The organism is Aquitalea sp. FG25 (assembly GCF_057809375.1).
In genome coordinates this window covers 58,610-84,948 of the sequence record NZ_JBMDJV010000020.1, presented here as the reverse complement: position 1 = coordinate 84,948, position 26,339 = coordinate 58,610, and the positions used below count along the sequence as shown (strand labels likewise).

The 26,339-nt window shown below is 60.8% G+C and carries 23 protein-coding genes and 1 pseudogene; 5 read left to right on the top strand and 19 right to left on the bottom strand.

Annotated elements, in window-relative coordinates; all coding sequences use genetic code 11:
- Positions 1-55: 55 nt before the first annotated feature.
- Positions 56-2,746 carry an MHYT domain-containing protein gene (locus tag ACODR9_RS17410; RefSeq protein WP_488810714.1) on the top strand — a complete coding sequence of 897 codons (2,691 nt, stop codon included), beginning with the start codon at positions 56-58 and terminating at the stop codon, positions 2,744-2,746.
- 413 nt (positions 2,747-3,159) lie between these two features.
- Here ACODR9_RS17410 and ACODR9_RS17405 read toward each other — a convergent pair whose 3' ends face one another.
- The 5 genes from ACODR9_RS17405 to ACODR9_RS17385 form a co-directional block, all read right to left on the bottom strand.
- Entirely contained in the window at positions 3,160-3,639 is a 480-nt protein-coding gene (locus ACODR9_RS17405) for a hypothetical protein (RefSeq protein ID WP_488810712.1), read from the bottom strand.
- Between the two features lie 93 nt (positions 3,640-3,732).
- Positions 3,733-4,128, bottom strand: a complete 396-nt coding sequence (locus ACODR9_RS17400) for a hypothetical protein (RefSeq protein ID WP_488810710.1) — start codon at positions 4,126-4,128, stop codon at positions 3,733-3,735.
- A 26-nt stretch (positions 4,129-4,154) separates the two neighbouring features.
- A complete protein-coding gene (locus ACODR9_RS17395; protein ID WP_488810708.1) occupies positions 4,155-4,643 on the bottom strand; it encodes a cupredoxin domain-containing protein in 489 nt (162 codons plus the stop codon).
- Positions 4,644-4,714: 71 nt separating this feature from the next.
- Positions 4,715-5,152: a DUF411 domain-containing protein gene (locus ACODR9_RS17390; RefSeq protein WP_488810706.1), complete on the bottom strand. Its 438-nt coding sequence runs from the start codon at positions 5,150-5,152 to the stop codon at positions 4,715-4,717.
- Between the two features lie 69 nt (positions 5,153-5,221).
- A complete protein-coding gene (locus ACODR9_RS17385) occupies positions 5,222-5,479 on the bottom strand; it encodes a hypothetical protein (RefSeq protein WP_488810704.1) in 258 nt (85 codons plus the stop codon).
- Between the two features lie 88 nt (positions 5,480-5,567).
- Between ACODR9_RS17385 and ACODR9_RS17380 the strand changes: the two genes are divergently transcribed.
- Entirely contained in the window at positions 5,568-5,696 is a 129-nt protein-coding gene (locus ACODR9_RS17380) for a hypothetical protein (RefSeq protein WP_488810702.1), read from the top strand.
- A 78-nt stretch (positions 5,697-5,774) separates the two neighbouring features.
- Here the strand turns inward: ACODR9_RS17380 and ACODR9_RS17375 are convergent, their stop codons facing one another.
- The 3 genes from ACODR9_RS17375 to ACODR9_RS17365 form a co-directional block, all read right to left on the bottom strand.
- A complete protein-coding gene (locus ACODR9_RS17375) occupies positions 5,775-7,076 on the bottom strand; it encodes a sensor domain-containing diguanylate cyclase (protein ID WP_488810700.1) in 1,302 nt (433 codons plus the stop codon).
- Positions 7,077-7,082: 6 nt separating this feature from the next.
- Positions 7,083-8,000, bottom strand: coding sequence for a hypothetical protein (locus tag ACODR9_RS17370; protein WP_488810698.1), 918 nt, complete (start codon positions 7,998-8,000; stop codon positions 7,083-7,085).
- A gap of 168 nt (positions 8,001-8,168) precedes the next feature.
- Complete coding sequence (locus ACODR9_RS17365) at positions 8,169-8,843, bottom strand: LysE family translocator (RefSeq protein ID WP_488810696.1); 675 nt, start codon at positions 8,841-8,843, stop codon at positions 8,169-8,171.
- Between the two features lie 101 nt (positions 8,844-8,944).
- Here ACODR9_RS17365 and ACODR9_RS17360 point away from each other — a divergent pair, with 101 nt between their 5' ends.
- On the top strand, positions 8,945-9,787 hold the full coding sequence (locus tag ACODR9_RS17360) for a LysR substrate-binding domain-containing protein (RefSeq protein ID WP_488810694.1): 843 nt from the start codon (positions 8,945-8,947) through the stop codon (positions 9,785-9,787).
- A gap of 19 nt (positions 9,788-9,806) precedes the next feature.
- Here ACODR9_RS17360 and ACODR9_RS17355 read toward each other — a convergent pair whose 3' ends face one another.
- Positions 9,807-10,256 carry a DUF441 domain-containing protein gene (locus ACODR9_RS17355; protein ID WP_488810693.1) on the bottom strand — a complete coding sequence of 150 codons (450 nt, stop codon included), beginning with the start codon at positions 10,254-10,256 and terminating at the stop codon, positions 9,807-9,809.
- 189 nt (positions 10,257-10,445) lie between these two features.
- Positions 10,446-11,351 carry a LysR family transcriptional regulator gene (locus ACODR9_RS17350; RefSeq protein ID WP_488810691.1) on the bottom strand — a complete coding sequence of 302 codons (906 nt, stop codon included), beginning with the start codon at positions 11,349-11,351 and terminating at the stop codon, positions 10,446-10,448.
- A 100-nt stretch (positions 11,352-11,451) separates the two neighbouring features.
- Here ACODR9_RS17350 and ACODR9_RS17345 point away from each other — a divergent pair, with 100 nt between their 5' ends.
- A complete protein-coding gene (locus ACODR9_RS17345) occupies positions 11,452-12,537 on the top strand; it encodes a tartrate dehydrogenase (RefSeq protein WP_488810689.1) in 1,086 nt (361 codons plus the stop codon).
- An 88-nt stretch (positions 12,538-12,625) separates the two neighbouring features.
- On the opposite strand, the gene ACODR9_RS17340 is transcribed toward ACODR9_RS17345, so the two are convergent.
- From ACODR9_RS17340 to ACODR9_RS17315, 6 genes are all read right to left on the bottom strand, one after another.
- Positions 12,626-13,888, bottom strand: a complete 1,263-nt coding sequence (locus ACODR9_RS17340; RefSeq protein WP_488810687.1) for a cystathionine gamma-synthase family protein — start codon at positions 13,886-13,888, stop codon at positions 12,626-12,628.
- 342 nt (positions 13,889-14,230) lie between these two features.
- On the bottom strand, positions 14,231-15,379 hold the full coding sequence (locus tag ACODR9_RS17335) for a branched-chain amino acid ABC transporter substrate-binding protein (protein WP_488810685.1): 1,149 nt from the start codon (positions 15,377-15,379) through the stop codon (positions 14,231-14,233).
- A gap of 101 nt (positions 15,380-15,480) precedes the next feature.
- On the bottom strand, positions 15,481-16,743 hold the full coding sequence (locus ACODR9_RS17330; RefSeq protein ID WP_488810683.1) for an NAD(P)/FAD-dependent oxidoreductase: 1,263 nt from the start codon (positions 16,741-16,743) through the stop codon (positions 15,481-15,483).
- Positions 16,744-16,746: 3 nt separating this feature from the next.
- Entirely contained in the window at positions 16,747-18,318 is a 1,572-nt protein-coding gene (locus ACODR9_RS17325) for an aldehyde dehydrogenase (NADP(+)) (protein ID WP_488810681.1), read from the bottom strand.
- Between the two features lie 67 nt (positions 18,319-18,385).
- Positions 18,386-19,333, bottom strand: coding sequence for a dihydrodipicolinate synthase family protein (locus ACODR9_RS17320; protein WP_488810679.1), 948 nt, complete (start codon positions 19,331-19,333; stop codon positions 18,386-18,388).
- A gap of 59 nt (positions 19,334-19,392) precedes the next feature.
- A complete protein-coding gene (locus ACODR9_RS17315; RefSeq protein WP_488810677.1) occupies positions 19,393-20,319 on the bottom strand; it encodes a 4-hydroxyproline epimerase in 927 nt (308 codons plus the stop codon).
- 269 nt (positions 20,320-20,588) lie between these two features.
- Between ACODR9_RS17315 and ACODR9_RS17310 the strand changes: the two genes are divergently transcribed.
- Positions 20,589-21,365, top strand: a complete 777-nt coding sequence (locus ACODR9_RS17310) for a helix-turn-helix domain-containing protein (RefSeq protein WP_488810675.1) — start codon at positions 20,589-20,591, stop codon at positions 21,363-21,365.
- 64 nt (positions 21,366-21,429) lie between these two features.
- Here ACODR9_RS17310 and ACODR9_RS17305 read toward each other — a convergent pair whose 3' ends face one another.
- From ACODR9_RS17305 to ACODR9_RS17295, 3 genes and pseudogenes are all read right to left on the bottom strand, one after another.
- On the bottom strand, positions 21,430-21,621 hold the full coding sequence (locus ACODR9_RS17305) for a hypothetical protein (protein WP_488810673.1): 192 nt from the start codon (positions 21,619-21,621) through the stop codon (positions 21,430-21,432).
- Between the two features lie 33 nt (positions 21,622-21,654).
- Positions 21,655-23,091, bottom strand: coding sequence for an efflux transporter outer membrane subunit (locus ACODR9_RS17300; protein ID WP_488810671.1), 1,437 nt, complete (start codon positions 23,089-23,091; stop codon positions 21,655-21,657).
- A 114-nt stretch (positions 23,092-23,205) separates the two neighbouring features.
- Positions 23,206-26,334, bottom strand: a pseudogene (locus tag ACODR9_RS17295) (efflux RND transporter permease subunit); the annotation flags it as partial.
- Positions 26,335-26,339: the final 5 nt, after the last annotated feature.

Sequence of the window (26,339 nt, the reverse complement as noted above, 5' to 3'; positions counted from 1 at the left end):
AGCTAATAGTGCGATTATGGGCACTTCTACGGTGCTATCTGCCTGAGAGCTGAGCATGTTGAACGCCTACTTCATCAATAGTTATCAAACGCTGTTTTTTTTACAGACCCAATACAATCTCTGGCTGGTTTCCCTGTCGCTGCTGGTGGCCATTTTCACGTCTTGCCTTGCTTTGCAAATGGCCGGTTTTGCACGCGAGGCCGATGAAAGCAATCTCAAAAAAATTGCGCTGGTAACCGGATCGATTGCCATGGGCGGCGGCATCTGGGCCATGCATTTTGTCGGCATGCTGGCGTTCTCCATCTGCAGCGCAGTGCACTATGCCTTGCTGCCCACGCTGTTCTCCATGCTTCCGGCCATTGGTGCTGCCTGGCTTGCCCTGCACATGCTGGCCCGGCCCAGCATCAGCCGGGGCCAACTATGGCTAAGTGGCGCCCTGGTTGGCAGTGGCATCGGCATCATGCACTACAGCGGCATGGCCGCCATGCAAATGACGCCCCTGCTCCGTTATGACCCCTTATGGTTTGCGGCATCCATCGTGCTGGCAGTTCTCCTGAGTACCCTGGCGCTATGGATACGGTTTGGCCTGGACAGCAACCGTTTGCACAAGGGCTATGCAACCTTGCTGGGCGGCAGCGTCATGGGCATTGCCATTGCCGGCATGCACTACTTTGGCATGGCCGCCGCCCGCTTTATCGGCAGCACCAACAACGGCGGCTTTTCATCCTGGAATGACAATGCCAGCCTTGCCATCGGCATTGCCGTGCTGGTGCTGATGCTGGGAAACATGGTGATGGCCGGTAATATCCTGCTGCGCTACCGCATGCTTTACCAAAAGGCGCAGGCAAACGAGCTGAAGCTGCAAACCATCGTCAGCACCACCATTGATGGCATGATCACCTTTGATGCCGAGGGGCAGATACAGTCGGCCAATCCGGCGGCTGAGCGCTTGTTTGGCTGGCAGGAGTCCGAACTGAAGGGCCGCAGCATCCTGCAGCTGATCCCCGCGCTTTACCAACAGGATCAATCAGCGGCATCGCCAACGCCGCTGCCGACTTTTGCTACCGAGCAAGAAGTGATTGGCAGGCGCAGTGATGGTTCGCCATTTCCCATTCGCCTGGCGATTGGCAAGGGCGCACTGCCCTCGCACAAGCTGTTATATGTTGGCTTTATCACGGATATCAGCGAGCGCCATCGGCTGCAGCGCGAACTGGAAGAACGTGAGCAGCAGTTCCATACGCTAATCGACAATATTCCCGGTGTCACCTTTCGCAGCGTGGCCACAGAGCCCTGGGACAAGCTGTTTATCAGTGAAGACATTCAGGCGCTTAGCGGCTGGCCCAGCACAATATTCATGAACGGCGGCATGCATATCATCAGCATCGTCCACCCGGAAGATCAGCCGCGCGTACGCGCTGTCATTCACAATGCACTGGCGCAGCGTATTCCCTATACGGTGGAATACCGCATGCGCTGCATGGATGGAACCGAGCACTGGGTTTCCGAAAGCGCCCGTGGAGTGTTCAATGAAGAGAACCAGGCCATCTTCATTGACGGAGTCATTCTTGATGTCACAGAACGCAAGCTCATGGAAATTGCCATGCAAGTGGCCAAGGAAAGCGCCGAATCTGCCGCCAGATCGAAAAGCGCTTTTCTTGCCAATATGAGCCATGAAATCCGCACACCGATGAATGCCATCATCGGCTATACCGATTTGTTGCAGGATTTCGAAATGGATCAAGAGCCGAAAAAAATGATTGAAATCATCAATCAGTCGGCAAAAGGCCTGCTGGGGCTGATCAACGATATTCTGGATACAGCAAAGCTGGAACAAGGTGCGGTTGAGCTGGAAGAGCTGCCTTTTTCACTACGGGATGTATGTCAGCAGACGATTGATACCTTAAGGCTGACCACCGCGCGCAAAGGCATTGGCCTGATCATGGACTACCCGGAAAGTATCAACGACCGCTATATCGGCGATGCCATGCGTATCCGGCAGGTTTTGCTTAATTTAATGAGCAATGCCGTGAAATTTACCGAAAAGGGAGAAGTAAGGCTGCGGGTTTCCCAACATGATGGCGATGTCGAGCTGGCCATTACCGATACCGGCATTGGCATGAATTCGGTGGCACAAGCCAAATTGTTCAAGCCGTTTTCCCAGGCCGATGCATCAACCTCGCGCCGCTTTGGTGGTACCGGACTGGGCACGACCATTGCCATGGAGCTGGTAAAGAAAATGGGCGGCAGCATCGCGGTTGAAAGCACAGCCGGACGCGGTTCAACATTTACCGTCCGCATTCCGCTGGCGGCTACCGAATCCGGCCTGGCAGCCAGCCCGGTAATTGAAGATGCCAATTTGCCGCCGCTGGATATCCTGGTGGCTGACGATGTGGTGCAAAACCTCAACCTGATCAAGATCTTGCTGAAAAAACGGGGCCACACGGTCACCACCGCCATGAACGGCAAGGAAGTGCTGCAGCTGTGGTCGCAGCACGACTTTGACATCATCCTGATGGATGTGCAGATGCCGGTGATGGATGGGCTGGAAACCTGCCGGGTTATCCGCGCCAGCGGTGGCGACCCGGACAAGTACGGCATTCCGATCATCGCACTGACAGCAAGTGTGCTGCAGGAAGACCGCGCGGCCGCAATGGCCGTCGGCATGAGTGGATTTGCCTCCAAACCCATTGATATCAAACAACTGGAACTGGAGATGAAACACGCACTGCAAGCAGCATACGGCTAGATCTTACTGCCCTGCTGACGGGCGGGCAGCGCACGACGGGACGACGGTTGCCAGCTACAGCGCAAACGGCAGCGAAAACGCCCTGAATCGCCCACGGTCTTCCCATATTTGCGCCAGGCGCTCAGGGATGGTTACCAGCATGTCGGTCTGCTCGATCACACAGGCAATGCTCAGCTAATGCGGTACCCGCAAGGCAATCTGGTGGCTGATGCCCTGGCGGGCGATTTCCGGCGCCAGAATCAGGTAACCGGTGCCGGACGACGTCACCACCGCAGGCAAGACAGGGCCAGCAACAAGGGCATGGCACAGCCAGACCCATGCCCTTGTTTTCGCTGACTTTTTATTTACATCATGCAGGTCATCAACATCATGCCCGGATCAACCTGAAACCTGGCACCAGACTGGCCCGGTGATTATTGCGCCATAGGCATTTTCATCATGGACGACTGCTGATCCATCATCTGCATCATCATGTCCATCATGCGCATATCGCCCTGCATCATGGATTTCATCGGCATGCCATCACCCGATTTCGTGCCTTTCATCATGCCCATATTGGACATGCCCTGACAGCGCCCCATCTGCATTTGCTTCATCATGCCCATGCTGTCCTTCATCACGGCCATTCCTTCCTGCATGGCGGCTTGCCGTTCTTCCGGCGTTTTGGCAGCGGCCATTTTGGCGTGTACTGCATTCATTTTTTCCATCTGCATTTCCATCTGTTTACTTGATGGCGTTACCTGGCTGGCTGCCGTCTTTTTGGCAGCAGGCTTGGCGGCTTTCTTGGTGACGGCGGCGGCGGAAGCATCCGGGTGATGGGCTTCATTTGCCTGTGCGGTAAAGGTGGCGGCGGCAATAGCCAGGGCGATGACGGTTTTCCATTGGGTTTTCATGATTCGACTCCGTATAGACGTGACAAAGGATTGCCCTGCCACAATGGCAGGAAGGTGGGGGATGGGGATGGCTGCGCCATCCCGCATGCGGGGCTAATTGTTGAAGCGGGAAAACTGCAGGCGTAGTGGCCGGGCGGGTGGCCGTGGCCATGCCCGGATTGCCTGCGGCAAAAGAAGAGTGATGCCCGGCCCGGCTAGCCAGATCAGGCTGACGGCCAATAGCAGCAAGGGCATGTGCAGCTGCCAGTGTGGATCGGCCTTGACCAAGCCGTGCTGGGCATCGGCGCACACCTTGCTACACAATTCATGGTGGGGCTGGTCATGCGTATGCTGCCATGGTGACTGCAGGCTGACGTCAGCATGCTCCGGCTCCACCGGCAGGGAGTGACAATTTGCCACCGAGACCAAGGCAAACGCCAATACCCAGGCCGCCAGCAGTAGCCGGCTCCAGGTATGCAACTGTTGGCGTATCCGGTGCAAGGTGAACATCTTGTCTACTCCACGTGAAAGGCCAATCAATTGGGCAAGGCTTGTTTCAGCATGACATGTCGATGATACATGCCGGCTTCGAAGTGCCCTGGCACATAACAGGCAAACAGGACCGCTTTGCTCTTGACCGGATCAAAGCGCCAGACAATGGTTTTGGTCTCGCCCCCCTTAAGGGATAGCACATTGACATCATGATGTTCCATGCCAGCCATCGGTGTGCGCATTTCCAGTAGATGTTTCTTGCGGAATGACTCATCGCCGATGGCAAATTCATGCAAAGCCTGGCCGCTATTTCTCACCACAAATCTCACCACCTCACCCCGGCGGATATTCATGGCATCGAAATTAAGCCGCATGGTATCGGTGGCTTCAACATGGATGGTGCGCGTGGCCTGGGATTCCGGCGCGGGTTGGCCGAAAGCAAACTGCTCCGGCATGTCCATGCCCTGCATCTGGGCCATGGCGGCTGCGGGCAGCAGGAGTGCCAGCAGCAGCAGGTGTCTTTGATATTTCATTGTGTAGCTCCCGCCCGGCGGGATGCGGATGGAACTGGCCTAAGCCCGCCCACCCCCCGTCGGGTAATGACTCAGAAACGGCCAAACAGCACGCCGGTACGTTGGTCTTTAGTCATGGTGTAGATGGCCAGCGTGCCTGGCTTTTCTTCACCCATGCCGGGGCTATTCAATGGCATGCCGGGGGCAGACAGGCCTACCACATCGGCCTTGCTGGCAAGCAGCTTCTTGATGGCGGCTACTGGCACATGGCCTTCAATGGTGTAGCGGCCAATCTTGGCGGTATGGCAGCTGCCCAGGCCGGGCGTGACACCCAACTGCCGCTTGATCGGCTGCATGTCGTCGCGATTGATGGCGCTGACATCAAAGCCGTTGTGCTTGAGATAGCTGATATAAGCCTCGCAGCAGCTGCAAGTGGGGCTCTTGTACAGGGTGACTGGAGTAGCGGCAAAAACGGTGGTGCTGAATGCGCCAATCAAGGCGGCAACAACGCGGGTACGGATAGTGGCCATGATGGCCCTCCTTCTGGCAATGACAAGGATTCAGATAAGCGGCAACAGCCGGCAAGTCGGAAAATGCTGTCAGGCCAGTAACGGCGGGCGATGCGGCGGAGAAAGGGTGATGCCAGCCAGCGCAGCGGGCTGGGTGGGGACAAAAATACCAGCCTGGACCAGTGGAGTGGCCGACCAGGCTGTTTGCTGAAACAAGGATGGCGCACAGAGTTGCACGCAGCCGGCACCGCTACACAACATGCCATGCGCCGCTTTTGCATTGGCGGCATGGGTCGGCATCTTGCCAGCTGTTTCCGCATGACAGGACGCATGGGTTTCATGAGCCATGCAGTCTGCCGATATGATTGCCTCGCTGGCCATGGCCATGTCGACACCCGCTGCCAGCACATTAAGTGCCGGAAGCGCGAGCAGAAGCATGAGCAGGAAACGGTACAAGGCTTTCATACCCGGCACGATAGCACCGTTTGGCCGCGCAGGTGAATCACTAATCAGCCCGGCTTGCGGCATGATTGATCTGGATCAGCTACAGCGCGCCGCCTCTTAAAGCGCGGCGACCCCAGCACTACCCCGCTGGCAAAAGCAGTGTCGCCATACCGCCCGGCCAACAGGCTGGCGACAGACATCACGCTGATTGTGTCGGCGCTTCCGGGCAAACCCGGTTGCGGCCATTCTGCTTGGCACGGTACAGGGCATCGTCCACCCGTTTCACCAGGCTGTCGGCCACGTCGCCCTTGCGCCATACGGCCACACCAAAGCTGCTGCTGGCGCTATCCACCACGGCAAAGCGATGTGCCGCAACGCAGGCGCGCATCTGCTCGGCCAGCTGCATGGCCTGCTCCAGACTGGTATCCGGGCACAGCATCAGAAACTCCTCGCCACCCCAGCGGGCCAAGGTATCGTTTGCGCGCAGACTACCTTGCAGGATGGCGGTGAAATCCTGCAGCAAGGTATCGCCAACCAGATGGCCCCAGCGATCGTTTACCTGCTTGAACATGTCGATGTCGGCCATGATGACCGCCAGTTGGCTTCCCTCGGTCTGTGCACGCTGCATTTCAGCGGCAAAGCGTTCTTCCAGCCCCAGTCGGTTGAGCGCACCGGTCAGCTTGTCACTGATTGCCTGCCGCGCCAGCCGCTCATGCGCATCCTGCAGCTCTGCCGTACGCAGGGCCACCTCTTGCATCAGGATATCGTTATGGTGGACCTCAAATTCATGCGCCCGCTGCAGGCGGGCATAGGCATCATTCAGGCCATCGGCCAGCACGCTCAGTTCATCCTGATAGCCAGGCGGACGATGCAGCACAAAGGGACGCAAGCGCTTGCCCGGTTCGAATGACTGGGCAAATTCCGCCATTTGCGTGAGGTGGCGGGTGATCATCCAAGAAATCAGCAGCAGTATGCAAATCGAGGTAACCAGCGACTTGGCCGTCTGCGCCGCCAGCACAATGGCAATGCGGTCCAGGGTGCGGCCATACAGGGTATGCAGGTTGGGCTGGATGTAAATCATGCCCACCACGATGCCATGGCGCTGCAGGGCAAACTGGTAGATCAGGTTGGCATCTTGGTCGTACTGGCCGGTAGTCAGCTCCGCCTTCTGGTTGGGGCCATAGCGCACCGTGGCCCCGGCAACCCAGGGAGAGTGCCCAATCCCATCCAGTTGAACCTGCATGCCGGATACATTGAAGTTCCAGGCGGCATCCGCCAGGCCGGGCAACTGGTTTTGTTCGATGTAATGCATGCCCTTGTCCAGCTCGGAGACATCCTGCCGGTAATCGAAAAACAGCTGAACCGAGGTGGCAATCAATGCCGCCGTTGCACTGATGCAGACAATCCACAGCAGCATGCGCCGGGCCAGCGCACTGGACACGCCACGGTTCAGGCGGGTGCAGATCTGACGCACGCGATGCCATGCCGAAAACAGGTGCATGCCGGCTTACCTGGAATTGCTTTTAAAAGGAGAACGCCGGGCAAACACATCCTCGTAGCGTCTGGCGGCTGCCGGGTCCAGCCAGCGCGCCTCGGCATCAATCCATGGCGGTCGCTTGCCGGCCCCGGCAACAATCTCGTTAACCCGCTGCACAATCTTCTTTCCCCAGGCCCCCTTGGTGCAACCGACGTAGCCGATGGTGAACTCAGGCAAGCCGGCAATGGGCAAGTAGACAAACTGCTGCCCGGCTGGCAGCTGCAATTTGCGGGAGAACCAGTTGATTTCGTCCGGATAGCTAATGATGTAATCCACCCAGCCACTGGCTAGTTGACGGAATGGTCCTTCGTCATCGTCACTGGTCAGCAACAAGTTCTTTTGACTGGCAATCGCCTGCATTGCCTCCAGCACCGGCGGCGGATAACCGCGTTTTTCCTGGCGCACGGTAATCAGTGTGGCATCACGCATCAGCCGGGCAATATCCACCGCCCCGCTGGCATTACGGTATGCAGCCACCCGTGCCACCCGGTCCGCACGCAACACCAGATGGTGCGGCAACACAAACTCCACCGGGCCGCTGAAATCCACATATGCCTCCCGCTCTGCCGTCTTGAGCAAGCTGGGCTCACACACCGGCTGCCCCTGCTTCATCAAACCAAACACCCGCGACATGCTGGAGTTTTCCACCACATGGTTAAACTCTGGCGTGCGTTCGATGAAATAACGCAGAAACACATCGGCGTAGCCGGTTCCCTTGAATGGGCCATTACCAATGATGACCGGAGGGTAGTCGGGCATCTGCCAGTTGACGGTCAGCCCGTCGGCATGCGCCCTACCACCGCTCAGGGCAACAGCCATGGCCATGCCGACCATGCAAGCTGCCTGGCAAGACCACGCCCTGTATTTCCAGACGGTGGCTGACAACATGGGATATCCTTTGTGGCGTCAAACGCAAAGGCATCCATTCTGTCCATCAAGCGCCAGTGCAGCAAGCCCCTTAGCAGTCCCCCTGTTTCAGCGCGAACCCTTGAGCAGACATGATTTCCGGGTTTGAGCGCTGGTACTTCATCCGCCAGGCTCAGTATCCCCGCCAACTCAGACTGATTGACCCAGCATCAGCAAGTCGACCAACAACCCGGCTGGCAATACATCCTGCAACATGCGCAGGCTGAGCATGGCCAGCACGCAGCCGGTCAGCATGCGCTGCAACAGCAGCAGACGGCGGCGGCGGGTCATGAAGGCGGACAGGCTGCCAGCAAACAGGGCCACCAGCCCGTTGGATGTGGCAAAGCCAATAATCAGCATGGAACCCAGCATCAGCGTCTGGCCGAGCACATTGCCCGCCGGATAATCGACAAAGCGGGGGACCAGTGAAACAAAGATCATCATCAGCTTAGGGTTGAGCAAGCTGGTGGTGGCCCCCATCAGCAGCAAGCGCCGGGACTGCACGGCATTGCCCGGCTGGACTTCAAACGGCGAACGCCCGCCCGGCCGCAGCGACTGCCAGGCCAGGTAAGCCAGATACAGCGCCCCGGCAATGGTCAGCAAGGTAAGCGCATGCGGAATGCGCACCACAACAGCGGTAATGCCAAGTGCCGCAGCCAGCATGTAAAACAGATAACCCACCATGACACCAGCCAGTGACACCAGGCCGGCCCGCCTGCCCTGCACCACGGCACGCGACAGCACATACATCATATTGGGGCCGGGGGTGATGGCCAGCAGCAGGCCGACGGCCAGAAATTCCTTGAGCGATAACACGGTATTCATCATGGGCTCCTGCCCTGCATGGGATATACCGCAGTATCTTCCTGCTGCTTTAGCAAGTTAAGTGAATTAAACTTGGCTTACTATTCAGAAAAGCTGATCAAATGAAGAGATTGGATCTGGACGTGATCGAGATGGTGGTGGCGGTGGCCGAGGCAAAATCTTTTGTCCGTGGTGCCGCGCTGGTGCACCGCTCGCCCTCAGCAGTCAGCATGCAGATCAAGACGCTGGAAGACGCACTGGGCAAGCCGCTGTTCAAGCGCAACACACGCCATGTGGAGATCACTGCCGAGGGCATGGCCTTGCTGGACTATGGCCGCAGAATGCTGAACCTGCGGCAGGAAGCCTGGGCGGCCATCGTGCGCCCGGAAGTAACCGGACGCATTGTGCTGGGGGTGCCGGACGACTTCGCCCCCTCCTTGCTGCCCACCACCTTGCGCCGGTTTTCACTGGCCCACCCACGGGTGGAGATTCATGTCATCGGCAGGCCCAGCAGCGAGCTGATTCCGCTGCTGGAAGACTGCACGCTGGACTTGGCCTGCATTACCAGAACCCCGCGCATCAGCGGCGAGCACATTCGTTTTGAACCCATTGTCTGGGCCGGCTCGCCCACGCGGGCAGTATGGGAGGAACGCCCGCTGCCGCTTGCCGTGTTCGAGCATGGCAGCGTCGCCCGTGGGCATGCGATTTCCGCCCTGCAGCAGCAAGGCATTCCGTTTCGCATGTCGTATGAAAGCCCCAGCCTGACCGGGCTGGTCAGCATGGTGGAGGCAGGCCTGGCCATTGCGCCAATGGCGCTGTGCGCGCTGCCGGCACGGCTATTACAGCTGACAGAAAGTGAGGGGCTGCCAGAAATAGGCAAGGTGGAAATCGTGCTGGCGCGCAGTGCCCGCTCCAATCGTCCGCCCTGCGACTACCTGGCCGAACAGATACTCAGCGGCAGCTAGTGGGCAGCGGCACTGGCAATCACAGTTTCAGCAAGCCCAGCACCAGCGCCACCACGCCGCCCGCAATCAGCGGCCCCACCGCCAGGCCACGGAAAAAACACACGCCAATCAACGTGCCTATCATCAGCGCCGTTACCGCCTCCGGCGACGACTTCATGAAGGGCACGCCCTGGCCGGCAATCCAGGCCACCAGCAGGCCGGTCAGCACGGCAATCACCCCCGCCGGTGACTTGAACACATTGGCAATACTGTTGGCATCCACCCGCCCGGACACCACCGGCACCAAGACCCCAGCAGTGAGAATAGCCACGCCAACATTAATGCCCTTGGATTCGATCAGCGGCAGCCAGCTGTTCAGTCCCAGCAGCTTGATCAGCAAGAGCACCAGGGCAGCAATCGATACGGTGAAGTTATTGCCGATCAGGGAGATAGCCAGGATGAACAGGATGGGAAGATTGTCAAAATGCATTGCGGATCGCTTAGGGAAAATGCAGCGCCGGATGGCGTACGGAAATGAGTAATGCTCGCAATTATACGTCAGCACGCTGCCAGCGCCATGCGCATGCTCAGCGATATCGACGTAATGGCGCAGCAGGCAGGCCGCTAACGCCGCATGATCTTGCGCGGCGGCAGAGCACCGTCCGCCAAGGGCAGCCGCTCAGCGCAGCTGTGCCGTGGCAAACCATTGTTGCAAAAAGCCAATGCACACCCGCACCTTGGCCGAGGCAGAAGAACGCTCGGGGTATACCGCCCAGACATCAGCCGGCTGAAACAGATCGGGCAACAGCGGCAGCAGGCGGCCTTGTTGCAAATCCTCCGCTACGTCCCATTCGGACCGCAGGATGATGCCATGGCCGTCCAGCGCCCATTGCCGGGCGATTTCGCCGTTATTGCTGGACAACCTGCCGCCCACCCGCACCACCACCTCGCCTTGCGGGCCGCTCAGTGTCCAGCGGCCATAGTCTTGGTCGCGCTCGCGGATACGGATACACTGATGGCGGGCCAGTTCAATAGCCGACTGCGGCATGCCATGCGCTGCAATATATGCCGGTGCTGCACATAAAATGCGCCGGTTATCCGCAATGCGGCGGGTAATGACATTGCCCTCGCGCACGCTGCCCACGCGGATGTCCAGCTGAAAGCCCTCTTCCACCAGATCTACTGCCCGGTCCAGCAATTCCAGCTGGATTTCCAGCAAGGGCTGCTGCACAGCCAGTGCCGACAGCGCCGCCGCCAGCTTGCTGCGGCCAAAGCCACTGCTGCTGCAGATGCGGACCAGCCCTTCTGCCACCTGCTTTTCCTGTGACACCGCCTCGCCCATCAGCCGCACATCTTCCAGAATGCGCTGCGCCCACTGATGTACCACTTCACCCTGCGCCGTCAGGCCGACATGCCGGGTGGTGCGATGAAACAGACGCTCCTTGATGGCCTGTTCCAGCAGGGCAATCCGCTTGCTCACCAGTGCCTTGGATACCCCCATCACACGGGCGGTTTCGGCAAAGCTGCGGTGACGCACCACCTGGCAAAACAGTTGCAGATCATCCAGCTGCGGCGCTTCGTTCACGATTCATGTCCAATCAATCAACAGTTTCGCCAATTGTAAATGCCGCGTAGCTTGTTAAGCTAGGATTTTGCCACCGTGCAGCCAAAGGAAAGTTGACGCCATGAAACACAGGATTGCCGTGATAGCCGGGGACGGGATTGGTCAGGAAGTCATGCCGGAAGGACTGCGCGTGCTGGATATAGCCCGGCACAAGTTTGGCCTGGAGCTGGAGTTTGAGATTTTCGACTGGGCCAATTGCGACTACTACCTGCAATACGGCCAAATGATGCCAGACAACTGGCGGGAACAGCTGTCCTCTTTTGATGCCATTTACTTCGGCGCGGTTGGCTGGCCGGACAAGGTGCCGGACCATATCTCCTTGTGGGGGTCTTTGCTCAAATTCCGGCGCGAGTTCGATCAGTACGCCAATGTCCGCCCGGTAAGGCTGATGCCCGGCATCCCCTGCCCGCTGGCTGGCAAGCAGGTGGGCGATATCGACTTCATGGTGGTGCGCGAAAACACCGAGGGCGAGTATTCCTCTATTGGCGGGCGCATTTTTGAAGGAAGCGAGCGGGAAACCGTGTTGCAGGAATCCATCTTCACCCGCCACGGCACCGATCGCATCTTGAAGTTTGCCTTCGAAATGGCGCAAAACCGCCCCAAAAAGCACCTGACTTCAGCCACCAAGTCCAACGGCATCGCCATCAGCATGCCCTATTGGGACGAACGGCTGGAGGCCATGGCCGGGCATTACCCGGATGTGGCCTGGGACAAATACCACATCGACATCCTGGCTGCGCGCTTTGTGCTAAGCCCGGAGCGCTTTGACGTGGTGGTGGCCTCCAATCTGTTTGGCGACATCCTGTCCGACCTGGGCCCGGCCTGCACCGGCACCATCGGCATTGCGCCATCAGCCAACCTGAACCCGGAACGCACCTTCCCCTCGCTGTTTGAGCCGGTGCACGGCTCCGCCCCGGACATTTACGGCCAGGGCATTGCCAACCCCATCGCCATGATCTGGTCCGGTGCCATGATGCTGGAGTTTCTGGGACAGGGCGCAGCCCGCTACCAGGCTGCGCACGATGGCATCATGGCGGCCATTCACCATGTACTGCAAAGCGGCCCGCGCACGCCGGACATGGGCGGCAGCGCCAGTACCGAAACACTGGGCAAGGCTGTGGCCACGGCACTGGAACAGGCGGGGTAAACACCAAACCCCGCTGCGCGGGCCGCACTGTCAATGCGGGCTGCGCTGTGGGAGCATGCCGTCGCTGACCGTTGGCCAGCGCACAAGGCTAAGCGGCAGTGCCAGCCAACGTAGCGAAGGCGTGGGTGAAGTCGGCGATCAGGTCTTCCACTTCCTCCAGCCCCACCGAAACGCGGATCATCCCGTCCGGGATGTCCATTTCCCGGCGTTTTTCCGGGCCAGCCTCCCAGAAAATGGTGGAAGCCACCGGAATCACCAGGGTACGGGTATCCCCCAGGCCGGTGGCCTTGATCGGCAGTTGCAGGGCATTGAGGAAGGCATTGGTCTGCTCGGCGTTGCGCAATTCAAAGGACAGCAACCAGGAGTTGGCGTGGAACAGTTCGCTGGCGCGCTGGTGTTGCGGATGACTGGCCAGGCCGGGGTAGGACACCTTGCGCACTGCCGGATGCGCTTGCAGATACTCGGCCAGTTGCTGTGCCGTGGCACTGCTGTGCTTCACCCGCAGTGCCAGCGTTTCCATGCCGATGGAAATCTGGTTGGCGTGCTCGGACGACAGCGAGGCCCCCATGTCACGCAAGCCCTTTTTGCGGATCTGGGTCAGCCCTTGCTGCGGCACCGCCACCTTGCGGTATTCATCCGCGATATTGGGGTAAGCGGCCCAGTCAAACAGGCCGGTATCCGTCACCGCTCCCCCCAGGGCCGCACCGTGCCCGGCAATGGTTTTGGTCAAGGAATTCACCACCAGGCTGGCCCCCACGCAGGCAGGCGTAAATAGCGCGGGCGAGGTGATGGTGTTGTCCACCACATAAACCAGCCCGTGCGTCTGACACAGGCTGCCAATGCCTTGCAGGTCGGCTATCTGGGTGCCGGGGTTGGCAATGGTTTCCACAAACACCATGCGGGTGGCGGGGGTCAGTACCGCAGCCACGCTGTCAGCCGCTGCCATGTCCACCATGGTGACCGACACGCCAAACTGGCGCAGCGTGTTCAGCAAGCTGTTGGTATTGCCAAACACGTGACGGCTGGAGACGATGTGGTCGCCAGCCTTAAGCAGGGTCAGGAAGATGGCGGCAATCGCGCCCATGCCGGTGGCAAAGCATACCGTGCCCACCCCGCCTTCGATTTCATTGATCTTGGCTTCCAGCATGGCCGTGGTGGGCGTCCCCTGGCGCGCATAGTTGAAACCACCCTTTTTGCTGCCCTGAAAAATCCCGATCAGGTCCTCTACGCTCTCCAGCCCATACTGGACGCTATTGTGTAGCGGTGCGCGCAATGCGCCATACTCCATGCCGGCACGGCGGTCGCGATGCACGATGGTGGTGGTGAGGCCCTGCTTGTCTGTTTTGCTCATTGTTCTGCTTCCTGATGCGGATTTTCTGCGTACTTTGCGCTAACTGACAGTATCTGCCGCTGCTCAGCCACTGACTACAGGCCAGCGGGTGGCAGGCAAATGCTGATAAATGATGGTGACCGGCAAACCCGGCGTGTCGCACATGCTGGCGGCTGCGGCCAACCGGTTTGCGGCAAGCCTCAACCATACACCGTTTGCACCTGAAAATGACCCCATCCGCCCTTTTTTATGCATATGACATATGCGTCGCATAAAAATAAGGGCCGCCAGGCTGCTGTGCAGCATGTCGACCCAGGCATGAGACTGATGAGAACGCGGGGAAAGAAGTTCTGCCGAACTAGATCAACGTACGACGGTTTCCACTGTCCAGCCGTTGTTCTTCACCACCGACAGGGTAACCGGCGCTTTTTGCAGATTGCCATTGGCGGTAAAGGCAAAATCAGCCGTCACGCCGCTATAGCGAATGGCAGCCAGCTTGGGCAGGTATTTGGCGGGTTCTACCGAACCGGCCTGCTTCATGGCTTCGGCCACCAGCATCACCCCGTCGTAAAACTGCGGCCCCAGCAGTACCACATCCTGATGGAAGCGTGCCTTGTAGCGGGTTTCAAACGCCTTGCCCGCCGGGCGGGCAGCCAGCACACCTCCGGCCACGGCAGAATAGTGGCCAGCCGCATCCGCTCCGGCCAGCTGGATGAAAGTAGGCGTGTTCATCATGTCGCCACCCATCAGCTTGGCTTTCAGGCCCAACCGTTTGAGCTGCTTGGCCATCGGCGCGGCCTGGGCATCGGCACCACCGTAGAAAATGACATCAGGATTGACTGCCTTCACTGCCGTCAGGATGGAGGTGAAATCGGTTGCCTTGTCAGTGGTGAATTCACGCCGCGCTACCTTGCCGCCATTGGCGGTAACAGCCTTGACGAATTCGTCGGCAATGCCCTGGCCATAAGCGGTGCGATCGTCGATGGCAACAATGCTCTTGGCCTTCAGCGTTTTCACGGCAAACTGGCCCAGCGCCCCGCCCACCTGGCTGTCGCTGCCAACCAGACGGAAGGTGGTTTTGTAGCCTTGCTGGGTATAGGCCGGATTGGTGGATACCGACAGTTGTGGAATACCAGCCTCGGAATAAATGCGCGAAGCGGGAATGGACACCCCGGAATTAAAGTGACCGATGATAGCCTTCACCCCGGCATCCACCAGCCGTTGTGCGGCCTGGGTGCCAATGCGCGGGTCGGCCTGGTCGTCCTCGGATACCAGCTCGAACTTGATCTTCTGCCCGCCCACCACCAGGCCCTTGGCATTGATGTCGTCAATGGCCATCTTGGTGGCGTTTTCATTGTCCTTGCCGTAATGCGCCTGCGGGCCGGACAAGGGTGAGGAAAAACCAATCTTGACCGTGGTATCTGCGTGCGCCACAGCAATGGCAAACGGTGCCATCATGCCACCCAGCGCCACCACCCAGTTCAGCTCTGCAAACAGTTTGTTCTGTGCCATGTCATTTCTCCTTTGATGCTGCATTTATTCAAGAGAAACCAGCTGATTTCCCCTGTTACTGCCCTCCTGTCATTACCGGTCTGCGCCGGCCCATGACAGGATCAAAAACGAGATAGCCGGTAGGGCTGCATATCCAGTGCCGGTGTCCGGCCCTGCAGCATGTCAACCAGCAGCACCGCCGTGGTGGCGGCCAGGGTGAGGCCCAGGTGGCCATGCCCGGTGGCAAACCACAGCCCCGGCTGCTGCGGTGCCGGGCCGATGATGGGCACGGTGTCCGGCAGCGAGGGGCGATTGCCCATCCATACCGTCATGTCCTCGGTAGAAAAGTCGCCAACAATGCGCCGCGCCTTGTCCAGCAGGATGTGGGCGCGCCGCCAGTCCGGTGCGGCATCGCGGTGTGCCAGCTCCACCGTGCCAGCCAGCCGCAAGCCGCCACCCGCCATCGGCAAGATGACAAAGCTTTCGCTGGCGCACTGAATGAAGTGATGCAGCCTCACCCCGGCCCTGGGCAGGTTGACGTGATAGCCACGTTCGCTTTCCAGTGGCACCCGGTAGCGGTGCTGACGGGTGAAGCGGTCGCTCCATACGCCGCAGGCAATCACTGTGGCAGCTGCCGACAAGCGGCCATGGCTGGCGGTATCCACCCCGCTCACGCGCCCGTCCGCTTCGACGGTAGCCAGCACTTCATCCTGCACAAAACGCCCACCGGCACGGATGAAGGCATCGAACAGGCCACGGCTGAAGGTGTAGGGGTCGTCCACATGCGACCAATTCGGCACCCGCACCGCGTATTGCCATTCCTCGGCCAGCAACGGTTCTTGTTCCAGTAGCTGCTTGCGCGACAAGGCCTGCCACTGCACGCCGTGACGGCGCTTTTGCTGCCATGCAGGCAGGGCGGCATCGAATTCCTGCTGATTGCGATACAGGGTGAGGTTGCCGTGGCGCCGCCACATGGCCTCCAGCCCGGCCTGGTTGATCAGCATGGCGTAGTCGGTATTCACCCGGCCCAGCAGCGCGGACAGATCGCGGGTAAGCGCCGCCACCTTGCTGGGGCGACTGGCGGCAAGAAAGCGCAGCAGCCACGGCATCAGGCTGGGCAGGTAGCGCCAGCGCAGGGCCAAAGGGCCCAGCGGGTCCAGCATCCAGCCCGGCACCTTGCGCAGCACGCCGGGTTCGGCCAGCGGTATCACATCGCTGATGGCAAAGGCACCGGCATTGCCATAGCTGGTTTCCATGGCCGGTTCGCCACGGTCCAGCAGGGTGACGCTAAAACCGGCCAATTGCAGATGCAGGGCAATGGCGATACCCACCACGCCAGCCCCCACCACAATCACTTCGTCTCCCGCAACAAGGGTATGGGCCATGGTTCAGGCCTCCCGCACGCCATTCACCAGCCGGCGCAAAGCCAGCGGATTGCTATGCTGCAGCGCTGTCGGCAGCAAGGCATCCGGCAAGTCCTGATAGCACACCGGGCGCAGGAAGCGCTGAATGGCTGCCGTGCCCACCGAGGTGGAGCGCACGTCCGACGTGGCCGGGAACGGCCCGCCATGCACCATGGCGTCACACACCTCCACCCCGGTAGGCCAGCCGTTGACCAGGATGCGGCCCGCCTTGCGCTCCAGCACCGGCAACAGGCTGCGTGCCAGCGCGATATCGCCGTCGTCCAGTTGCAGCGTGGCAGTAAGCTGGCCTTCCAGTGCCTCGGCCAGTTGCAGCCGTTCTGCCTCATCACGGCATTGCACAATCAGCGCGGCCGCGCCGAACACCTCGGCCTGCAAGGCCGGATTGGCCAGATATTCTGCGGCACTCACCCGCAGCAGCTGTGCCAGGCACTGATTGGGGCCAGTGGGCAACACGCCCTTGGCCACCGTGCTGGCGTGGCGGGACAGGCTGTCCACCCCGTCCTGATACGCCGCCCAGATGCCGGGCGTGAGCATGGTTTGCGCCGCGCTCTGTTGCAGCAGCTCGGCTGCAGTGGCAACAAATTGCTCCAGTGCCAGCCCTTGCACCGCCACCAACAGGCCGGGGTTGGTACAAAACTGCCCTGCCCCCTGCGTTAGCGAAGCAACAAAGCCCTGCGCCAGTACCTCACTACGTGCCTGCAAGGCAGCGGGCAACAGGAACACCGGGTTGGTGGAGCTCATCTCCGCATACACCGGAATCGGCTCCGCACGCTGCTGTGCGCTGTGGCACAAGGCCAGCCCACCAGCACGCGAACCGGTAAAACCCACCGCCTTGATATGCGGATTGCCCACCAGCCCCTGCCCCACTTCGCGGCCACTGCCAAACAGCAGGGCAAACACCCCGCCAGGCAGGCCACACTGCTGCACGGCACGCACAATGGCCTGACCCACCAGCTCGCTGGTGCCCGGGTGCGCGCTGTGCGCCTTGACGATAACCGGGCAACCGGCCGCCAGTGCCGAGGCGGTATCGCCCCCGGCTACCGAGAAGGCCAGCGGGAAGTTGCTGGCCCCGAATACCGCCACCGGCCCCAGCGGGATCTGGCGCTGGCGCAAATCAGCACGCGGTAGCGGCTGGCGCGCAGGCTGGGCCTGATCAACCCGCACATCCAGCCATTCGCCAGCCCTCACGGTACGGGCAAAAATGCGCAGCTGGCCGCAGGTGCGGGCCCGTTCGCCCTGCAAGCGCGCCTGCGGCAAACCGGTTTCCAGCATGGCGCGTTCTATCAGCGCATCACCCAAGGCTTCGATTTCCTCGGCAATGGTTTCCAGCAACTGCGCCCGCTGGGCAGGTGTGGTTTCGCGGTAGGTATCAAACGCGGCCCAGGCCAGCGCGCAGGCCTGCTCCACCTGTGCCTGATCGCCCCCGGCATAGCCTGGTTCCAAGGCTTGGCCGGTGGACGGGTTGATGGCGTGCAGCGCTTCACGCCTGCCGCTGATGGATTGGCCGCCAATCAGCATTTGGCCTGTCAGATTCATAGGTTTTCCTGCTTGAATTGAAAACCGTACCGCGCAGCTGGCGTGGCACGGTTGCTCAGGGATGGGCTCAGGCCACATTCAGCCCGGCCGACCAGTCGCGGTACCACGTGCGGAACAGCGTGTACTGGGTTTCGGCATAACGGCGCTGGGCTTCGGTCAGGGCGTCGGTTTCGTTAAAGTGCAGGCTGTATTCGGTATCACCGTTCAGCACCATCAGGTACTTGTAATACAGCACCAGGTCGCAGCCTTCATCGAAGGAGGACAACACCGCCAGCGCGGACTCCAGCTCGCGCGCCTGACGGCGGGCAGTGGCGTCGCCCTTGGCGGCGGCCTTGCTCAGCGCCACCAGATGCAGCACCTCGCGCGGCAGCGCATTGCCGATGCCGGTAATGGCGCCGGTGGCATTGCAGTTGACGAAGCCATGCACCACCTGGGTATCCACCCCCACCATCAGCGTGACCTGATCATCCTGCGAGGTGATGTGCTCGGCGGCGTAGCGCATGTCGGCGGCACCACCGAATTCCTTGAAGCCAATCAGGTTGGGATAGCTGCGGCGCAGCTCAAAGAACAAATCAGCACGGGTGGCAAAGCCGTAGTAGGGGCTGTTGTAGATCACTGACGGCAGGCTGGGCGCGGCAGCCAGGATGGCGGAAAAGTGGGCTTTCTGCGCTGTCGGCGATGCGCCACGCGACAGCACGCGCGGAATCACCATCAGGCCATGTGCGCCAACGCGGGCGGCATGGGCGGCATGGGACACGGCTTCGCGGGTATTCACCGCACCGGTGCCAACAATAGTGGGCACGCCGGCAGCCACCAGCCGGGCCACGCCTTCCTGACGCTCGGCTTCGGTCAAGAGCGGCCAGTCGCCCATCGAGCCGCAATACACCACGGCGCTCATGCCGGTGGCAATCAGCTCGCGGCCCTTGGCTACCAGGGCGTCAAAATCCGGCTTGCGCTCGGCGGTACACGGGGTCATCAGGGCCGGGATGCAGCCGGTGAAAATGTTGTCGCTCATTGTTTTGCTCCTTGCAGCTTGTCTGTATGTGTGTGGGGGATGTCGCTATAACGCGGGGTTCAGATGCCCCAGGCAAAAGGGTCTTGCGGGTCAATCAACAGCGTGCTGCTGGCAGTGACGTAGGCGCGGCCGGTAATGAAGGGGCGGATGAAGTCACCCTCACGCTGGTAGTGGCCGATGAACTGGCTGCCGGTGATGCCGGCCTGTACCCAGCGCTCACCTTCGGCCAGCTTGCCGTCGGCAGCCAGGCAGGCCAGCTTGGCGCTGGTGCCGGTGCCGCAAGGTGAGCGGTCGTAAGCCTTGCCGGGGCACATCACAAAATTGCGGCTGTCGGCGCTGGCATCGTCGGCAAACAGCTCCACATGGTCGATCAGCGCGCCATCAGCCCCGGTAATGCCCTGCGCTTCCAGCGCCTTGAGCATGGTCCAGGTGAAATCGGTCAGCGCTTCCACATTGGCCATTTCCAGCGCCATGCCATGTTCGGACACCAGAAAGAACCAGTTGCCGCCCCAGGCAATGTCACCGTGAAACACGCCGTAGCCGGGCACATCCACCGCCACCTGTTGGCGATGGCGATACGCTGGCACATTACCCAGCGTCACCGCGCCATCCGCATGCAAGGTGGCGCTGACCGGCCCCACCGGGGTGTCGATCTTGTGCACGCCCGGCGCAATCAGGCCCTGGTAATGCAGCGAGGCAATCAGGCCGATGGTGCCGTGGCCGCACATGCCCAGATAACCGGTGTTATTGAAGAAGATCACCCCGCAAGTGGCGTCCGGCGACACCGGCGGGCAATACAGCGCGCCCACCAGCACCTCGCTGCCACGCGGTTCCAGCAAACAGGCCCTGCGCCACTGATCATGCTGCTGGCGCAATACCTCGCGCTGTGCGGCCATGCTGCCGCCGCCAAGATCGGGAAAACCGCTCATCACCAGCCGGGTGGGTTCGCCCCCGGTGTGGGAATCGATGATGTGTATCTGTTTCATTCGCCTGTCCATTCCGTAAAGCCGCGAATCACCGCTGCACGCGGATGCACCCATCGCCAGCCCACACAGAAATACCGCGCAGGGCCTTGATTCGATTGCATCTTCGCGCCAGCTTCATCTGCATCGGCACCTGCATAGAATGGCTTTATTGTCGGCAGGAATCTTGATGGTTATCATCAAGGACAATGACGAAATCGGCACAATTGTTGTGATCGGAATAAAAATCACCACACCGCCAGGCCCGTGACAGCAAGGCAAAGGAGAAGACGATGACGAGCGACATGGTGGCAAGCATCGCGCAATGGCAGGAGGCAATACGTCCGGCAACCATCGAGGCCCTGCTGGCCGGGGTGGCTCCGCTGCTGCCGGTGCTGGATCTGATCCCCAATGCGGCCATCTTCATCAAGGACCGGCAGGCACGTTACCTGAGTGCCAACCGGACGCTGGTGGAGCGCTGCGGGCTGAAAAGCCTGCAACCGCTGCTGGGCAAAACCAGCGCCGACGTGTTTCCGGCCCAGCTGGGGCCGGGCTATACCGAGCAGGACATGCAGGTGCTGGAGGACGGACTGGTACTGGAAAACCAGCTGGAGCTACACCTGTTCAAAAGCCGGGAGCCCGGCTGGTGCCTGACTTCCAAATGGCCGCTGCATGGGGCGGCAGGCGACATCATCGGCCTGATCGGCATTTCGCTGGACTTACAGTCCGCCAGCAACACCCACCCCGCCTACAAACGACTGGTCGCGGTGGATGATTTCATTCGCAAGCACTTCAACCACCCCATCAGCATGGCAGAGCTGACCCGGATTGCCGGTGTATCCGCCGCCCAGCTGGAACGCTACTGCAAGAAAGTGTTTCACCTGACCCCACGCCAGATGATTCACAAGGCCAGGCTGGAACATGCCCATCGCCTGCTGCACACCGACATGGCCATCACCGATGTCGCACTGCAATGCGGCTATACCGACCACAGCGCCTTCAGCCGCCAGTTCAAGGCACTCACCGGCTTTAGCCCGCGCCAGTACCGCCAGGCCACGGCGCAGGGCTGAGCCCGGCCAGCCGCACACGCAAAAAAGGCCATGCAGTGCATGGCCTTTTTTCAATTCATGATGCTTAGTGATATTCACCGGCACGGTGGCGGTTCACCTCGCACGGTGTGCCTGCGGTGCAGAATGCATCGTTGGCATTGTGAGTAGACGATGTGCTGGCACTGGCAGGTGCCGATGCATCCGTCCGTCCAGTACCGGCATTAGCCTGCACATAGCAGGCCATGATCAGCACCAGGCTGCCCAATACCTTGTTCATGATGTTTCCTTTCCATGACTTGATGACTTGCAATCAATTCCAGCTGCCGCCCAGCGCCCGGATCAGGCTGAGCGAGGCCAGGTAGCGATCCTGCCGGATATTGAGTGCCTGCCGCCGGATGGTCAGCTCGCTGCGCTGGGCGTCCAGCAGATCAAGCTGGCCGGTCTGACCGTTGCGATAGCGCGAATCCGCCATGGCGCTGGCCCGGCTGGCACTGGCCACGGCCTGCTGCTGGGCCTCTTCCTGCTGCGCCAGCAGGCGGATATCGCTGAGCGAATCCTCCACCTCGGCCAGCGACTGCAAGATGCTTTGACGGTAGTCCGCCAGCGCCAGTTCCATATCGGCACGGGCCGAGCCCAGCAGCGCCTGACGACGGCCACCATCCAGCAGCGGTAGCGACAACAAGCCCTCCACCGACCAGGCGCGGGCCGACCAGCGGAAGATGTCGCGCAGCTGCGAGCTGGCATAACCACCCGCCGAGGTGAGCGTCAAATCAGGAAACCAGGCAGCCTGCGCTACGCCGACACGGGTCTGGGCGGCCAGCAGCTTGCGCTGGGCGGCTGCCACATCGGGACGACGCGCCAGCATGGCCGCTGGCACCCCGGCAGGAACCTGCGGTAACGCCGACTGGAAGCGCGCCGCCTCCAACTGAAAGGTCGATGCTGGCTGGCCTAGCAACACCGCCAGCGCGTTTTCCGCCTGCGCCCGCTGCCGATCCAGCGCAATGGCTTGGGCACGGGTGGCTTCGCTGTCTGACTCAATGCGCGCCAGCGCCAGCCCGGACTCCTCCCCGGCCTGATAGCGCTGGCGAGTCAGCGCTGCAGTGCGGGCATAGGACTGCACGGTGTCCTGTAGCAACTGGCTTTGCTGATCGAGAAAACGCAGGCTGAAATAGCTTTGCGCCACCTGGCTGGCAATCAGCAGACGGCTGCCCTGCAGCAGCGCGGCACTGGCTTCGGCATCCAGCGCGGCGGCCCGACTGGCACCGGACAGGCGACCGGCGAGGTCGATTTCATAACTGAAGTTGGCCCCGACGCTGGTCAGCTTTACCGGCGTGGTGTTGCTGCTGTTAAGCAAGCTGGTGCCGGACGGCCCGGCCCCGGCCTGGGTGCCGCGTGCGCTACCGGCGGTGAGGCCCAGTTGCGGCATGCGGTCGGCATCGGCCACGCCCAGCGCGGCGCGGGCCTGTCGCAGACGGGCTGCCGCTGCGGCAAGGTTGGTATTGTGTTGCAGCGCGCTGTCGATCAGCCGGTTCAGCGTGCTGTCCTGATAGGCCAGCCACCAGTCGCCACGGCTGGCGGCATCTGCCGGTGCGGCCAGCGTCCAGCTGCCGTCGGCCAGTGCCGCTACCGGCGGGTTCTTGTAGCTGGTGGGCGTGGCTGGCAGCTGGCTGCCATCAATGGCGGGCGGTGTGGCGCAAGCGCTCAGCGCCGCCGCCAGCAACAGCCCCAGTGTGATGTTGTTGATCATTAATCCGCTTCCTTATTCGACATGCTGTTGCTGTAGCGCGTGGCCGTGCTCATGCCCCATTGGCGGCTGGGCGATCGGGTCCAGATGCGGCACCTGGCCGTGCAGCTTCAGTGGCCGGTTGCCGGACAGACGGCGCATCAACACATAAAACACCGGGGTGAGGAACAGGCCGAATACCGTGACACCAATCATGCCGCTAAACACCGCCACACCCATGGCATTGCGCATTTCCGCCCCGGCCCCTTGCGCCAGTACCAGCGGCAGCACGCCCATGATGAAGGCCATCGAGGTCATCAGGATGGGGCGCAGCCGCAGGCGGCTGGCTTCAATCGCCGCCTGCAGCGGGCTGCGACCGGCAAACTCCAGTTCGCGGGCAAACTCGACAATCAGGATGGCATTTTTGGCACTCAGGCCCACCAGCACCACCAGGCCGATCTGGGTGAACACATTGTTGTCGCCGTGACTCAGCCACACCCCGGCCATGGCCGCCAGCAAGGCCATCGGCACAATCAGGATGATGGCCAGCGGCAGCGCCAGGCTTTCGTACTGCGCCGCCAACACCAGGAACACCAGCAAGATGGCGATGGGGAATACCCAGCTGCCGGAATTGCCCGCCAGAATTTCCTGATAGGTCAGCTCGGTCCATTCATAGCCAATGCCCGGCGGCAGGGTTTGCGCTGCTACCCGTGCCACGGCTTCCTGTGCCTGTCCGCTGGAATAGCCGGGCGCAGCACCGCCATTGATGTCGGCGGCCAAAAAGCCGTTGTAACGCATGGCCCGTTCCGGCCCGAAGCTGGGCTTGACCTTGAGCAGGGCCGACAGCGGCACCATGCTGCCGTTGGCAGAACGTACCTGTAGCTGGCCCACGTCTTCCGGACGGGCACGGAAGTTGGCATCCGCCTGCACCCGCACGGTGTAGGTACGGCCAAACTTGTTGAAGTCGTTGACGTACAGGCTGCCCAGATAAATCTGCATGGTGTTGAACACGTCAGTCACCTTTACCCCCAGCTGCTGGGCCTTGCTGCGGTCCAGATCAGCCAGCAGCTGCGGCACGTTCAACTGGAAGCTGGTATACAGGCCAGCCAGCTCCGGTGCCTTGGCGGCACCAGCCATGAAGGCTTTCACTGCCTTGTCCATCGCTTCGTAACCCAGGCCGCCACGGTCTTCCAGTTGCAGCTTGAAACCCCCGGTGGTGCCCAGCCCCTGTACCGGCGGCGGAGGGAACATCACCACAAAAGCGTCCTGCAACTTGCCAAACTCGGCATTCATCGCCCCGGCAATGGCATTGGCGCTCATGGCCTTGCCGCGCCGCTCCTCGAAGGGCTTGAGGGTGACAAACACGATGCCGGAATTGGCACTATTGGTGAAACCGTTGATCGACAAGCCGGGGAAGGCAATGGCGTGCTCCACGCCCGGAATCTTCAGCGCAATGTCACTCATGCGCTGAATCACCGCATCGGTACGGTCCAGCGTGGCACCGTCCGGCAACTGGGCAAAACCGATCAGATATTGCTTGTCCTGCGCCGGCACAAAGCCACCCGGAATGCTGTGGAACAGCCCTGCCGTCAATGCCGCCAGCCCGGCATAGATGGCCAGCATGACAAACTTGCGGCCGATGGCCTGCTTCACGCCCTGGCTGTAACGGGTGGCACCGCGGTTGAACAGGCTGTTGAAGCGGTCGAAGAAGCCACCCAGCCAGCGGTCCATCTGGCGGGTCAGCCAGTCTTGCGGTGCATCGTGACGTTGCAACAGCAAGGCCGCCAGCGCCGGTGACAGCGTCAGCGAGTTGATGGCGGAAATCACCGTGGAAATGGCAATGGTCAGCGCAAACTGCTTGTAGAACATGCCGCTCAGGCCGCCAATAAAGGCCAGCGGCACAAATACCGCCACCAGCACCAGCGCAATGGCAATGATGGGGCCGGATACTTCACGCATGGCGCGGTAGGATGCCGCACGCGGGTCCAGCCCGGCCTCGATATTGCGCTCCACGTTTTCCACCACCACGATGGCGTCATCCACCACAATGCCGATGGCCAGCACCAGACCAAACAAGGACAGGGTGTTGATGGTGAAGCCAAAGCCGTGCATCACCGCGAAAGTACCGACAATGGATACCGGCACCGCCAGCAGCGGAATCAGCGAGGCACGCCAGGTTTGCAGGAACAGGATCACCACCAGCACCACCAGCGCAATGGCTTCCAGCAGGGTATGCACAACGGACTCAATCGACGCGCGCACAAACTGGGTGGGGTCGTAGTCGATGGCGTAGTCCACCCCTTCCGGCATGGATTTCTTCAGCTCGGCCATGGTGGCGCGCACCTGATCGGAAATCTGCAGCGCATTGGAGCCAGGGGCTTGCGATACCGGAATGGCCACCGCCGCCTTGTTGTCCAGCGTGGAATGCAGCGCGTATTCCGACGCGCCCAGCTCGATACGCCCCAGGTCACGCAGCCGCGTCACTGCTCCGTCGGCACCGGTCTTGACGATGATGTCGCCGAATTCCTGCTCGGTTTGCAGGCTGCCCTGCGCGTTGATGGGGAATTGCAGCTGAATGCCCTGTGCGCTGGGTGAAGCGCCAATACTACCGGCAGCGGCCTGCACGTTCTGTTCGCGAATGGCCGTTACCACCTCGCTGGCCGACAAGCCATGCATCGCCACTTTTTGCGGGTCCAGCCAGATACGCATGGAGTAGTCACCGGCACCGTACAGCCCCACCTGCCCCACGCCGCTGATACGCGCCAGCCGGTCACGCACATTGAGAATGGCGTAGTTGCGCAGATAGGTCATGTCATAGCGACCATTGGGCGACAGCAGGTGCACCACCAGCGTCAGGTCCGGACTGCTCTTGATGGTGGTCAGGCCCAGGCGGCGTACGTCTTCCGGCAGGCGCGGTTCGGCCTGCGCCACCCGGTTTTGCACCAGTTGCTGCGCCTTGTCCGGGTCGGTGCCGATCTGGAAAGTCACCGTCAGCGTCATCAGGCCGTCAGTGGTGGCCTGGCTGCTCATGTACAACATGCCTTCGGTGCCGTTGATGGCTTCTTCCAGCGGTGTGGCCACCGATTCGGCAATCACCTTGGGGTTGGCACCGGGAAACTGCGCCCGCACGATGATTTGCGGCGGCACCACTTCCGGGTATTCCGAAATCGGCAACACCCGCAAGGACAGCAGGCCCGCCAGGAAAATCAGCAGCGACAACACCCCGGCAAAAATCGGGCGGTCGATGAAGAATTTGGATAGGTTCATGAATG